This is a genomic window from Slackia heliotrinireducens DSM 20476 (assembly GCF_000023885.1).
Classification (GTDB): domain Bacteria; phylum Actinomycetota; class Coriobacteriia; order Coriobacteriales; family Eggerthellaceae; genus Slackia; species Slackia heliotrinireducens.
The window spans coordinates 280,070-292,932 of record NC_013165.1; the positions used below are offsets into that span (position 1 = coordinate 280,070).

A 12,863-nucleotide genomic window follows, 5' to 3' on the forward strand; every position below is an offset into this window, starting at 1 on the left:
GTGTATGATTGTGCGATCACATGACGAAGGAAGGTGCCTTATGAACATTTGCGTTTTCTGCGGCTCGAATCCGGCCATCGGGGAGCCGTACGTGACGGCCGCCCGCGAGGTGGGGCAAGCCATCGGCCAGGGCGGGCATACGCTGGTGTTCGGCGGCTTCGAGATGGGGCTCATGGGCGAAGTGGCGCGCGCCGCCAAGGCCGCAGGAGCGCGTGTCATCGGCGTGGTGCCTAAGACCCTGGTAGGCGCGCCGCACCGCGTGATTTTCGACGCCGACGAGCTTATTCAGACGGTTGACCTGGCGCAACGCAAGCGCGTGATGGAAGATGCCGCCGACGGGTTCATCAGTCTGGCCGGAGCCTACGGCACGCTGGACGAGCTGTACGAGGTGCTGGCCATGCGCAAGGCCGCCCAGGGGTCGCCTGCACCCGTGGCCCTGGTGAACACCGACGGGTTCTACGACCCGCTGGCCGCTATGCACGCCGTCATGCTCGAGCGCGGGTTCATGTCCCAGGATGATTTCGACTACGCCAGGTTCGTTCCCGATGGCGCTGCCGCCGTGCGCGCTTTGGAGCGGGCCTAGCTCTGTGTCGCGCACTCCTTGGGGCGGGTTTGGCTTGCCGCCGCGCCCCGGGACGTGTCCCCACTGGCGCAAAAATGAGCCAATCGGAAGCGTCCCTAGTGACTCACTCCCGCGGCAATATGGCAGTTTGGTGCTGGTTGTTCGCAGAGGCTCTGGGTTCCGCTATACTAGCAACGCAATTCCGCAAGTGCCTTGAATGGGCTGGGGCGGCGCCAAGTTCTGAACCTGGTCAGGTCCGGGAGGAAGCAGCCATAAGGAACCGCTGACGAGCGCCCCTGCCTATTTAGGGCACTTCGTGTATCCGCTTGCGGCGGCCCGGCCGTCCGCGTACCGTTCGGAAAGGCTCCCGTGGACATCGTCAATTTCTTCGTCTCGCTGCTGAAGGATCCTCGCTCGGCCATCGCGGGCTGGATCGTCGCCTTGGGCCCTGTTTGGGTGTACACCCCGCTGTTCCTCATCGTGTTCGTCGAGACCGGCCTGGTCTTCTTCCCGTTTTTGCCGGGCGACTCGCTGCTGTTCGCGGCGGGCGTGTTCTCCGCTCCCGGCGGCGGCCTGCATCTGGGCGCGACCTTGGCCGTCTTCTACATCGCGGCCATCCTGGGCAACACCTCCAACTACTGGATCGCCCGGTTCTTCGGTTCGCGCATCATCGACTCCGGCAAGGTGAAATCCCTCACCCCCGAGCGCATGGCCAAGCTCGACGGCTTCTTCGAGAAATACGGCGGACTGACCATCGTCATCACCCGTTTCATGCCGTTCTTCCGCACCTTCGCGCCGTTCATCGCGGGCACGGGCCATATGAATTTCGCCAAGTTCACGCTCTTCAACGCCATCGGCGGCATCTCCTGGGTGAGCCTGTTCGTCCTGGTGGGATACTTCTTCGGCGGCATTCCCTTCGTGCAGGAGCACTTCGAGGTCATCGTTTTAGGCATCGTGGCCGTGTCGGTGGCTCCCGCCTTCATCGGCGCCGTCAAGGGGGCCTTGGCCGCCCGCAAGAAGTAGCGGAGCCGCGTAGCCGAAGCAAAACCCAGCGTGGCCCGCGATCGCAGGGGCGGCCGCGCAACGGTGCCGCGTAGCCATGGCAAGACCGATCAGCCGCATGCGCATGATGCGTGTGCGGCTGTTTTTGTTGGTCGAATCGCCGATTTCTGCACGAGAACTCGAGTTGTGCATTCCGTTTTGCGGGTGCTGCGCGTTTTCAGGTTTTGAAAACGGCGTTTGCCCAGGTCGCGAAAACCGCTGCGAGCCCCTTTTGCCCAACGGGAATGCACAACTTCGAATCCGGAGCAGAAAACGGCGATTTCGCCAACGCAGGTCGGGTTGCTTCAGGCCGCCCGCGATGTTTCGTGCGCACGGGGGGGGCGCTCCAAAGCGACGTCTTGCCCTTCTGGCGTCTCGAAAAAAGCAGGCCTAACGGTTTCGCATCGTTTTCAACCTCCGTGCCGCCCGTCTGCCGTAAGATAGGAGGGAGCACTTAGAGAGAAAGCGAGCGATCATGGCCGAGGCCCTATACAGGAAATACCGTCCGCAAACGTTTGACGACGTGGTCGGGCAGACCCACGTCGAGCGCACGCTGAAAAACGCCCTGCAGCAAGACCATGTGAGTCATGCGTATCTGTTCTGCGGTCCGCGCGGTACGGGCAAGACCACCATGGCGCGTCTGTTGGCGAAGGCCCTGCTGTGCGAGCACGGCCCCACACCGTCGCCAGACGGCACCTGCGAAGAATGCCAGCTCATCGCCGAGGGCGCCCATCCCGACGTGAACGAGTTGGACGCTGCGAGCCGCACGGGCGTCGACAACGTCCGCGAGGAGATCATCGGGCGTGTGCAGTTCGCGCCGACCCGCGGCCGCTACAAGATCTATATCATCGACGAGGTCCACATGCTCACGGTGCCGGCGTTCAACGCGCTGCTCAAGACGCTGGAGGAACCGCCTGCCCACGTGGTCTTCGTCATGTGCACCACCGACCCGCAGAAGATCCCCGAAACCATTCTGTCCCGCTGCCAGCGGTTCGACTTCCATCGGCTGTCCAACGAGGAAATCGTGTCGCGGCTGGGCGCCGTGTGCATGGCCGAAGACGTACCTTTCGAGGGCGAGGCGCTGGACCTGATCGCCCGGCGTGCCCAAGGCGGCATGCGCGACGCGTTGACCGCGCTGGAGCAGCTCATCGCGTTCGGCGCCGGCAACGTGACGATGGACGTGGCCAATGCAGCGCTGGGTTCGCTTGACGTGAACGACATGTCCGAAATCGCGGGCCACATTGGCCGCCGCGACGCCGCCGCGTGCTTCACCTGGATGGCCGAGTATGTCGAAACCGGTGCTGACCTGGCTCAATTCGCCCGCGATTTGGCGTCGTACGTGCGTGACATGTACGTGTTCTCGCTGACCGACGGCGCGGTGGGGCTCTCGTCGGCGTCGTCGTCCAACCAGCAGCAGCTGGCCGAGGACGCGAAGCTGTACGGCACCGACCGCCTTGCCTATATATTAGATGTGCTCGGCGACCTGAATACGTCGCTGCGCTCGTCCACCAACCCGCGTCTGTCCTTCGAGATAGCCTTGACCCGCATGGTGCGCCCGCAGTCCGACTTGACGCTGGAGGCCCTGGCCGCTCGCATCGAGGTATTGGAGAAGGCCCTGGCCTCGGGTCAGTTTGCCGCGCCCGCCGGCACTACGCCCGCTGCGGCGGCGCCTGTTCCGGCCAGTGTGCCGGCGAGCCAATCGGGATATGCCGGCCAGGCCGTTCCCGCCAAGCCCGCGCGTGACGAGGTGCCCGCCCCGTCTCGAGCGCAGGAGGCTGCCGCCCGCATGAGGGCCGCCCGCAGCCAGCAGGCAGCACCGCAGCCCAGGCCTCAGGCCCAGCCTGCACCGCAGGCGCAGCCCCGGCCGATGGCACAACCCCAGGCCCAGCCTGCGCCTCAAGCCCAGGCAACGCCTCAGCCGGCGGTTCAGCCCCAGGTCCAGGCTCGGCCTGCGTCTCAGGCGCAGCCCCGTCCGCAAGCGCCTGCAGCGGCTGCCGCGCCTGCCGACCTTGCCGCTAAACTGACGAACCCGGCCGCACTGCAGCGCGGATGGCAGGCCGCCGTGGCCGAAGTCAAACGCGAACGCTCCATCTACGGCGCGCTGCTCATGTCGGCCAACGTGGTCTCCGAGGTCGACGGCTCGGCCATGCGGATTGAGTTCTCCAGCGAAAACACCATGGCGTTCAACATGGTGCAGAAGCCGGATGTGACCGAAACCATCGCTTCGGCGTTGGGCCACGCCTTCGGCATGCAGGTGCCTTTCAAGATCGTGCAGAACGAGTCCATGGCGCCCGTTGCGCCGGCCAGCCCGTTCCCGTCGGCGCCCGCGCCGCAGCCCGCGCCGGCACCAGCTCCCGCTCCGACGCCTGCGCCCGCACCCGCACCCGCACCTGCGCCGCAGCCTGCTCCCGCAACCGACCCCGGCTCCGACGACGACGTCGTGCCCTACGACGATGCGGACGCCTCCTATTACGCCGGTGATTACGCGGACGAGGCCCCAGTCGATTTGGACATAACGGCCGCCGCTCCGGTAGATTCCGTCGCCGCAGGTCGCAAGCTTGGTTTCGACGTGGACAAGAGCCCGCAAAGCTCCTACAAGCCCATCGAAGGCTGGCCCATGCCCAATAAGACCGGCAAGGCCAAAGCCGCTAAATCCGCTCCTGCCAAGCCTGCGAGCAGCGCCATGCCCAAGCCGCAGCATGCCGTGGTCAAGCCGCCCGTTCCCAAACCGGTCCCTGCGCCGCAGCCCGCTCCGGCGCCGCAGCCGCAGCCCATCCCGTCGCCCGAGCCGGAGCCGCCGCGCATTCCCGTCGCCCAGGTCGACGAGCCCGCAGCCGACATCGCGGACATCTTCGGGGCGTTCGGCGTGTCCTTCGAGGACGTTCAGGAAACGAATTAGCAGCAAGCGTGGAATTAGAGGCGGCGGGCCAGGTCCGTTGCCTTCGATATGCGATAATCGCACCCGATTGCAATAAACACAGCTGGAAGCAGCGTGAGACAAGGAGATGCTCCCATGGATATGAAGCAGATGATGCGCCAGGCCCAGAAGATGCAGGCCGAGCTTGCCAAGGCCCAGGACGAGATCAAGGACATGACCGCCGAAGCCACCGCAGGTGGCGGCATGGTGACCGTCGTGGCCACCGGCAACAACGAGATCCAGTCCATTAAGATCGACCCCGCAGCCGTGGATCCCGAGGATGTCGAGATGCTGGAGGACATGGTTCTCGCGGCGGCCAACGAGGCCCTGCGCGCCGTGGCTGCCAAGGGTACCGCACGCCTGAACAGCGTCACCGGCGGCATGAACATCCCTGGCCTGATGTAGGTTTCCGTGGAATCGGCCCCCGCCATCCAACGTCTGCTCGACGAGCTGGAACGCATGCCCGGCGTCGGCCCGAAGAGCGCTCAACGTATCGCGTACTGGCTGCTCAATGCCGACCGCGAGACGGCCATGCGCCTTGCTGACGCCATTATCGAGGTGAAGGACACCGTTCATTTCTGCTCGCGGTGCTTCAACTACGCCGAAGGAGACACCTGCGAGATCTGCGCGTCCAAGAGCCGCGACGAGCGCACGTTGTGTGTGGTCTCCGAGCCGCGGGACATCTCGGCCATCGAGCGCACCTCGGCGTATCGAGGCCTGTACCACGTGCTGGGCGGCGCGCTGTCGCCCATGGAGGGCATCGGCCCCGACGACCTGAAGATCACCGAGCTGATGGCGCGCCTTGCCACCGAGGATATTGCCGAGGTGGTGCTGGCTACGAACCCTAACGTGGAAGGGGAGACCACGGCCACATACCTCGCGCGGATCATCAAACCGTTGGGCATCCAGGTGTCGCGTCTGGCCAGCGGCCTGCCCGTCGGCGGCGATTTGGAGTTCGCGGACGAAGTCACCTTGGGTCGCGCCATCGAGGCCCGACGGACGCTGTAACTGCGGTTTCGTAAAGGCATTCGGCGCCTCCGGTTTTCGCCGGGGGCGTCTGTTTTTCACCTCGAAAACGTACGTCTGTTGGCAAAAGGCGTGGTAAATGCCGAAATCTGCAAAAAGAAAAGTCTTTATCTTCAGGAATCGAAGTATTACAATATGCGCCATTACAGAGGCTAACAGCTTCGGTATAGATAGAGGGTCTCGCTTATAGGAGGGGAAGCGAGACCCTCCTCTTATATATAGAGCCGTTGCGAAGGCGTCCGGCCGCCGCGGCTCTCGGGGCTTTGGGACGTCGGCTGCTGTGTGCGAACGTCGGCGCATCCGCCCGTCCGCCGTGTCTGTTGCGCGGCCGAAGCGGCCGGTTTCCGGCCGTTGCCGATTTGCCGGACGAAACCTCGAACGAACCTGCGAATCGTGCCGTCACGCTATCCGGTCGATTGTCTTTTGCGGCTGAGCGGTTGTCTGGTGTGGACCCAACCAGGGACTGATGCCGTTTTGCCACGCTTTTCGCGCGTATGGGGACATATCTCGGGATGCCCTGTGGAGACATTCCGCAAACTTCCGAAAAGCCGCTGCTGCCGCATCGGCTGCGTTTTATGCATGCCGCTCGCAATCCATATGCATCCGCTGGCGCGCCGAACAGGTGTTTTGGATAAATACGCATCAAACAGTAATTTATGCATGCAGGTAGGCGGTTTTATGCGAAAACGGGCGTGAAAATATGCATTATGCATGCATATGTTGAGTGCCATAAGGGCAATAACCTGCGAAAACAGCCCGAATCGGTAAAAATTTTTTGAAATTCGCTATCCAAAAATATGCAATTTTTTCCGAAATCTCGGGCAATTTCAGAGGGGTTTTGGATAAAAGGGAATCAAAATTCAGAAACTCGAAAAACCGCAGGTCAACACGGTGTTCAACCCTACTTGACGAACGGAATCGGAGGGGATTAGACTATGCGCGTCGCCACACGAAAGCGGCAAAGAGAGAGGAAATGTAGGAGGACGCAATGACCGGTATTCACGTGACAAGTGAAATCGGCAACCTGAGGAAGGTTTGCGTGCATCGCCCCGGCGATGAGCTGCTCAACCTGCCTCCGGACTCCCTTGACCGTCTTCTGTTCAACGACGTCCCGTTCCTGGACGTCGCCCAGCAGGAGCATGATGCCTTCGTGGACATGCTTCGTTCGCAGGGTGTCGAAGTCCTGTATCTCGAGAACCTGGTGGCCGAAACCTTCGACGCATCGCCGAAGTTCCGCGCCCGGTTCCTTGATCAGTTCATCGCCGAAGCCTCCATCAAAGGCGATCAGATGGCCAAAGAGGTCCGTGCGTACCTGGATTCGTTCGAGGACAACCTGGCTCTGGTCAAAAAGACCATGGCGGGCATTACCCGCAGCGAGCTGGACCTGCCCCGCACGTACCCCTACACAACGCTGCAGGACATGGTAAACGAGCACTTCAACCGCGATTCCGTACTGGTCGTCGACCCCATGCCCAACCTGTGTTTCATCCGCGACCCCTTCGCGTGCATCGGCGAAAGCGTCACCGTCAACCGCATGCACTCGCCGATCCGCAACCGCGAATCGCTGTACATGGAGCACCTTTTCAGCTGTCATCCCGATTTCGTGAACACGCCGCAGCTGCTTAGCCGCACCGATCCGTACTCCATCGAGGGCGGCGACGTGCTGAACCTGACCCGCAAGTCGCTGGCCGTGGGCGTTTCGCAGCGCACCGAACCTGCCGCCATCGACCACATCGCCCGCAACGTGTTCTGGAATACAGAAGGTTCCGAAATCGAGCGGATCTTCGCTTTCGAAATTCCGCCCTACTCGGAATTCACCCACCTGGACACGGTGTTCACCCAGATCGACGTGGACAAATACACGGTGCATCCGGCCATCCTGGGGTCTATGCGCGTGTACGAGATGTCGAAGGGTTCCCGCCCGGGCGAGGTGCGCATCAAGCGCCACGTCGACGCTCTGGAGCGCATCCTGGAGTACGCCACCGGCGTGGACGGCATCAAGCTCATCCCCTGCGGTGGGCAGGACCGGCTGGCGTCGGTCCGCGAGCAGTGGAACGACGGCACCAACACGCTGTGCATCAAGCCCGGCACCATCTGCGTGTACCAGCGCAACAAGGTGACCAACGACCTGCTGTACAAGGAGGGGCTGGAGCTTCTGGTGGTTCCCTCCGCAGAGCTGTCCCGCGGACGCGGCGGCCCCCGATGCATGAGCGCGGCACTGCAGCGCGCAGACGTTTTGTAAGAGCCTGAACAGGCAATAATTGGAATCAAAGGAATCGGAGCAGGCACTGCCGGATCCTTCGATCATAAGGACGACGTAATTGTCAACGGCGCCGAGCGCCAAAGAGAAAGGAAACTGTCATGGGAGTCAATCTGAGCGGCCGCCATTTCCTGAAGCTGCTGGACTTCACCACCGAGGAGATCGAGTACCTGCTCGAGCTGTCCCGCAACTTCAAGGACCTCAAGCGCACCGGCACCCCGCACCGCTACCTGGAGGGCAAGAACATCGTCCTGCTGTTCCAGAAGACGTCCACCCGCACCCGCTGCTCCTTCGAGGTCGGCGCCATGGACCTGGGCATGGGCGTGACCTACCTCGACCCCGGCAGCTCCCAGATGGGCAAGAAGGAGTCCATCGAGGACACCGCCCGCGTGCTCGGCCGCTTCTACGACGGCATCGAGTTCCGCGGCTTCGCCCAGTCCGACGTCGAGGACCTGGCCGCCAACGCCGGCGTGCCGGTGTGGAACGGCCTGACCACCGAGTGGCACCCCACCCAGATGCTCGCCGACATCCTGACCGTCAAGGAGAACTTCAACGACGACATCAAGGGCAAGACGCTGGTGTTCATGGGCGACGCCAAGAACAACGTGGCCCGCTCGCTGATGGTCGTCTGCTCCAAGCTCGGCATGAACTTCGTGGCCTGCGGCCCCGAGGAGTGCATGCCCGCCGACGACGTCGTCGAGGCCTGCAGGCCCATCGCCGAGGCCAACGGCTGCACCGTCAAGCTGACCTCCGACGTGGCCGAGGGCGTGGCCGGCGCGCACGTCATCTACACCGACGTGTGGGTCTCCATGGGCGAGCCCGACGAGGTGTGGGAGGAGCGCATCAGGCTGCTCGAGCCCTACCGCGTCACCTCCGAGGTCATGGCCCAGGCCGACCCCGACGCCATCTTCCTGCACTGCCTGCCCAGCTTCCACGACACCAACACCACCATCGGCGCCCAGAAGGCCGAGCAGTTCGGCATCACCGAGATGGAGGTCACCGACGAGGTGTTCGAGGGCCCGCAGTCCAAGGTCTTCGACGAGGCCGAGAACCGCATGCACACCATCAAGGCCGTCATGTACGCAACCCTGAAGTAAACGCACTTCTGTTGAGGAATGCGCCTGGGTACGGGCCCTGCCTAGCGGGGCCCGGCTCACAAGAGAGAGGAAACCACCAATGCCTTACATGAAAGGTGAGGGCAAGAGCGTCGTCATTGCGTTGGGCGGCAATGCTCTGGGCAACACGCCCCAGGAGCAGCTCGAGCTCGTGAAGAACACCGCGAAGCACATCGTCGACATGGTTGCCGAGGGCATCAACGTCGTCGTGACCCACGGCAACGGCCCCCAGGTCGGTATGATCAACAACGCTTTCGGCTTCGCCTCGAAGAACGACGGTAAGACTCCCGAAATGCCGTTCCCCGAGGCCGGCGCCATGAGCCAGGGCTATATCGGTTATCAGCTGAGCCAGGCCATTCTGTCCGAGATGAAGCGCCGCGGCATCATGCGCTCCACCGCCAACGTGATCACGCAGACCGTCGTCTATCCCGACGACCCCGCGTTCGACAACCCGACCAAGCCGGTCGGCGCGTTCATGACCGAGGAAGAGGCCAAAGAGAAGGCCGAGGCCAACGGCTGGACCGTGAAGGAAGACGCCGGCCGCGGTTGGCGCCGCGTGGTGGCCAGCCCCACCCCGCGCCGCATCGTCGAGTTCGACGCCGTGAAGGACCTGATGGACGCCGGCTACATCGTCGTGTCCACCGGTGGCGGCGGCGTGCCGGTCATCGAGCGCAACGACTCCTACGAGGGCGTCGCGGCTGTGATCGACAAGGACCGTTCCGCATCCATGCTGGCCGCGTCCTTCAACGCCGACATGCTGGTCATCCTGACCGCCGTCGAGAAGGTGTGCGTGAACTTCGGCACGCCTGAGCAGGAGGCCATCGACTCGATGTCCATCGCCCAGGCCCGCGAGTACATCGCCCAGGGCCAGTTCGCCCCCGGCAGCATGCTGCCCAAGGTCGAGGCCTGCATCGACTACGTCGAGCGTTATCCTCGCGGCAAAGCCCTGATCACCAGCCTCGAGTGCGCGGCGGCCGGCCTGCGCGGCGAGACGGGCACGATCATCAAGGCATAGCCTGCTCCGCATATGCACTTCAAGCGGCGATCTGCTCCGGCGGGCCGCCGCTTTGTGTGGGGCACGGGACAACGGGGACGGAGCCTTTTGTCCCGTTTTCGGCGAGGCGGAGGCCAGGTGGGCGCAGCCTCACCGCATCCCGCCCCTCGGCCCGAAAACCTCCTTTTCCGCCAAGAAAATCAAGTAGTGCACGACTTCGTGTCGATATGGGCCGCGCGTGTCATATCGACATGCGTCTGACCTGGGGATTCGCGAGGGCGCGCATATCCGGTATCGAAGCTGGGCCGAAAGGTCGTGCACTACTTGTTTTTCTTGACACAGAACCGGGTTTCGGGCTGGAGGAGCAGGTTGAAAGAACGGGGAAGTGTCCCTGTTGACTCAAAAATGTGTCGGTAGGAAACGTCCCTACTGACACAGTGCCTACTGTTGCAATGGCTTATCGGCAATCGGCGGGGTGGGCGAGCGTGCCAAGGAGATGGAGCAACGATGCGGCGGCGAGTCTCATGAGTCCGCCGTCATTTGCACAGGCCAAGACATTGCGGGCGAAATCGGGCATCCACGACAAGACGTGGTCCTCGGCGAAACTGCGGAATGTCGGGTCGTCGCGATCGGCGAGCAGACCGAGGAACTCGAGTTCGGTCGACACATGGTCGGCCGGTTCGCTCCCGTTGACCTGTACGACGCCGGCGGATTTGTATGCGGCGCGCACCTGCGCGGCGATGTCGTCAACCATGATGAGCACGCGCCGGCCTTCCGCTTCACCTCGGAAGATGCTTTCGTACGGCTGCACCATCGGCTTCGGCATGCCGGCAAGCGCATTGGTGTGCTCGATGCGCATGTCATGGAGCGCCTCGTCGACTGACATCGGGCCGAAATGCTGACGGAAGGCATGAACCGCCTGCTCAAGCTCCTCGAACGAGCCGTTACGGGTTTCGAATCCATCGGCGTCGTCGAGATTGGCGGGGCCGGTCGCACAGATGCGCAGAGCCTCGGCAAGCTCGTTCAGGCCGTTCCCTTCGACAAGTTCGCGTGCAAGCGCCTGGTCAGGGTAGGAGAAAAGTTTGGAGACGATGAAGAATGCGTCCGGGCTCATCTGCGGATCCTCCTGTTTTAAAGCCGGGCAGGCGGCGTATACAGCCCGCCCGGCGTAATGGTTAATTCTTTTCCGCCAGCGCGGTTCCGACAATTGCGAGGAATGCCGCCATTGCGAAGAATCCCAGGCAGATTCCGAATTCAGACCAGGTAGGCGCATAGGAGACGCCCGTAGTGAACGTACGCAGGCCTTCTGCAACAGGAAGTGCGACGCCCGGTTCGAAGAAGCCGCCCAAGATGAAGTCGACACGCTTGGCGAACACGCCCAGCAGCACGAGAACGGCGGCGCAAGGGAAGGCCCACGACGCGCCTTTTGCGGCCGGCCCTGCGAGCACGGCCAATGCAGCAGCGTAAAGCACGACTTGGCCCCAGAAGAACGGCGCGAGCTCGCCTGAAATCATCGCGGAGGCCACGACGGCGTCGCCCGTATTGCTGGATGTGATGCCGAAGAGCACGTCGACGATTAGGAACGCAAGGTCAAGGCATACAAACAGGATGAGCAGCTTCGACAGCGGCGCAAGGGAGCCCGAGTAGCGCGAATTGCGTTTCGACGCGAGGGCTCCGATCAGCATCATGAGTGCCGTCGCCGAGGTCAAGGCCGTTGCGAAGAACCAGGGCACGAGCACGGCGCTATGCCATGCCTCGCGAGCGGATTCGACCTGGAACAACAGGGCGTCGATCACGAGCAGCAATACGGCCGCCACGAGCACAGCCAGTCCCATGCCTCGCGACAGGGCGCGTTGGGATGAGCGAAGCAGGCTTGCGAATGCAATCACGGTCACCACCAGGAAGAGCGTGAGGAAAATCATGTCCCATGCGAGCACAGAGCGAAGGTTCAGCCCCAGCAGCATCGCCATGATGTTGGCAGGGTTGCCCAGGTCCATGATGATGGCGAGTCCGGCGACCGCCACGAAAGCCACGGCCATGACGATGCCTGGCACCACGAAAGGTTCGCACGCCTTCACGTTGAAGACCGATCCGAGCGCGGCGATAAGCGCGCTTCCCGCACCCAGGCCCACGAAGAGGATGAACACCATGAGATAGGAGCCCCAAGGCGTGGCATCGTTGGTGCCGATGCCGCCCGTGACACCCGCAAGCTCGGCGATCCACAGCGCAAGACCCGCCGCCGACAGCACCGCAGCGATGCACAGGGGAATCGCAAGACCGCGGGTTTTCAATGTGTTGACGAAACTAGACATGTCGGCCTCCTATACCAGGTAGTACAGGGACGGATGCGTCCCCTCTTCGGGCAGCAGCTGGTAGTACTTGCGTGTGCGCAGGATCTTCGACACCTCGGAATCGGGGTCGTTCAGGTCGCCGAAGTAGCGCGCGCGGGCCGGGCAGTTGGCCACGCAGGCGGGCAGTCGGCCGTCGTCGACGCGCTGGTAGCAGAAGGTGCACTTCTCAACCACGCCGCGGCGATGCTTCTGCACGCCCTTGCCGCCCACGGCGTGCGACACCGCGAACTCGGGTTCTTCCCAGTTGAACGTCCGCACGCCCGTGTAGGGGCACGCGATCATGCAGTTTCGGCAGCCGATGCACTTGTCGTAGTCCTGCACCACCAGGCCGTCTTCACGCTTGTGCGTGGCGCCGGTCGGGCATGCCTTGGCGCACGCCGGGTCGTCGCAGTGCTGACACGATACGGTCAGGAAATCCATCGTCAGGTTAGGGAAGGTGCCGGCAGGCGTGTCCATGTGGTCGCCGCCTTGCGTCATCGCGCGGTTCCACCATGTGCCGTTGGGCAGGTTGTTCTCGAACTTGCACGCCATGCAGCAGGTCTCGCACCCGATGCAGCGCTTGGTGTCGATGATCATGCAAAGTCTCTTGGTCGTCAT

At 62.9% G+C, this 12,863-nt stretch carries 11 protein-coding genes and 1 other RNA gene; 9 read left to right on the top strand and 3 right to left on the bottom strand.

The features are described from left to right. Positions 1–40: 40 nt before the first annotated feature. The 9 genes from SHEL_RS01130 (at position 41) to arcC (ending at position 9,936) form a co-directional block, all read left to right on the top strand. A complete protein-coding gene (locus tag SHEL_RS01130; protein ID WP_012797410.1) occupies positions 41–583 on the top strand; it encodes an LOG family protein in 543 nt (180 codons plus the stop codon). 193 nt (positions 584–776) lie between these two features. Further along, an RNA gene (ffs, locus tag SHEL_RS14670) (signal recognition particle sRNA small type) lies at positions 777–872 on the top strand. 59 nt (positions 873–931) lie between these two features. Next, complete coding sequence (locus SHEL_RS01135; RefSeq protein WP_012797411.1) at positions 932–1,585, top strand: VTT domain-containing protein; 654 nt, start codon at positions 932–934, stop codon at positions 1,583–1,585. 493 nt (positions 1,586–2,078) lie between these two features. Then, complete coding sequence (gene dnaX, locus SHEL_RS01140; RefSeq protein WP_012797412.1) at positions 2,079–4,502, top strand: DNA polymerase III subunit gamma/tau; 2,424 nt, start codon at positions 2,079–2,081, stop codon at positions 4,500–4,502. Between the two features lie 114 nt (positions 4,503–4,616). Then, positions 4,617–4,925, top strand: a complete 309-nt coding sequence (locus SHEL_RS01145; protein ID WP_012797413.1) for a YbaB/EbfC family nucleoid-associated protein — start codon at positions 4,617–4,619, stop codon at positions 4,923–4,925. Positions 4,926–4,931: 6 nt separating this feature from the next. Then, positions 4,932–5,528: a recombination mediator RecR gene (recR, locus tag SHEL_RS01150; protein WP_012797414.1), complete on the top strand. Its 597-nt coding sequence runs from the start codon at positions 4,932–4,934 to the stop codon at positions 5,526–5,528. Between the two features lie 1,006 nt (positions 5,529–6,534). Beyond that, positions 6,535–7,788, top strand: a complete 1,254-nt coding sequence (locus SHEL_RS01155; protein ID WP_012797415.1) for an arginine deiminase — start codon at positions 6,535–6,537, stop codon at positions 7,786–7,788. A 119-nt stretch (positions 7,789–7,907) separates the two neighbouring features. Continuing rightward, positions 7,908–8,903, top strand: a complete 996-nt coding sequence (gene argF, locus SHEL_RS01160; RefSeq protein ID WP_012797269.1) for an ornithine carbamoyltransferase — start codon at positions 7,908–7,910, stop codon at positions 8,901–8,903. 79 nt (positions 8,904–8,982) lie between these two features. Continuing rightward, a complete protein-coding gene (gene arcC, locus SHEL_RS01165; protein WP_012797416.1) occupies positions 8,983–9,936 on the top strand; it encodes a carbamate kinase in 954 nt (317 codons plus the stop codon). Positions 9,937–10,372: 436 nt separating this feature from the next. Here the strand turns inward: arcC and SHEL_RS01170 are convergent, their stop codons facing one another. From SHEL_RS01170 to SHEL_RS01180, 3 genes are all read right to left on the bottom strand, one after another. Continuing rightward, the gene (locus SHEL_RS01170; protein WP_012797417.1) at positions 10,373–11,029 is read right to left on the bottom strand and encodes a TorD/DmsD family molecular chaperone; all 657 of its coding nucleotides are present in this window, start codon (positions 11,027–11,029) and stop codon (positions 10,373–10,375) included. Between the two features lie 61 nt (positions 11,030–11,090). Continuing rightward, on the bottom strand, positions 11,091–12,227 hold the full coding sequence (gene nrfD, locus SHEL_RS01175; RefSeq protein WP_012797418.1) for an NrfD/PsrC family molybdoenzyme membrane anchor subunit: 1,137 nt from the start codon (positions 12,225–12,227) through the stop codon (positions 11,091–11,093). Between the two features lie 9 nt (positions 12,228–12,236). Further along, a complete protein-coding gene (locus SHEL_RS01180; RefSeq protein WP_012797419.1) occupies positions 12,237–12,863 on the bottom strand; it encodes a 4Fe-4S dicluster domain-containing protein in 627 nt (208 codons plus the stop codon).

Coding starts and splice junctions, on each gene's coding strand:
- SHEL_RS01170 (WP_012797417.1), bottom strand. CDS start 11,029: ATGAGCCCGGACGCATTCTTCATCGTCTCCAAACTTTTCTCCTACCCT.
- SHEL_RS01180 (WP_012797419.1), bottom strand. CDS start 12,863: ATGACGACCAAGAGACTTTGCATGATCATCGACACCAAGCGCTGCATC.
- nrfD (WP_012797418.1), bottom strand. CDS start 12,227: ATGTCTAGTTTCGTCAACACATTGAAAACCCGCGGTCTTGCGATTCCC.
- SHEL_RS01130 (WP_012797410.1), top strand. CDS start 41: ATGAACATTTGCGTTTTCTGCGGCTCGAATCCGGCCATCGGGGAGCCG.
- argF (WP_012797269.1), top strand. CDS start 7,908: ATGGGAGTCAATCTGAGCGGCCGCCATTTCCTGAAGCTGCTGGACTTC.
- SHEL_RS01145 (WP_012797413.1), top strand. CDS start 4,617: ATGGATATGAAGCAGATGATGCGCCAGGCCCAGAAGATGCAGGCCGAG.
- arcC (WP_012797416.1), top strand. CDS start 8,983: ATGCCTTACATGAAAGGTGAGGGCAAGAGCGTCGTCATTGCGTTGGGC.
- SHEL_RS01155 (WP_012797415.1), top strand. CDS start 6,535: ATGACCGGTATTCACGTGACAAGTGAAATCGGCAACCTGAGGAAGGTT.
- dnaX (WP_012797412.1), top strand. CDS start 2,079: ATGGCCGAGGCCCTATACAGGAAATACCGTCCGCAAACGTTTGACGAC.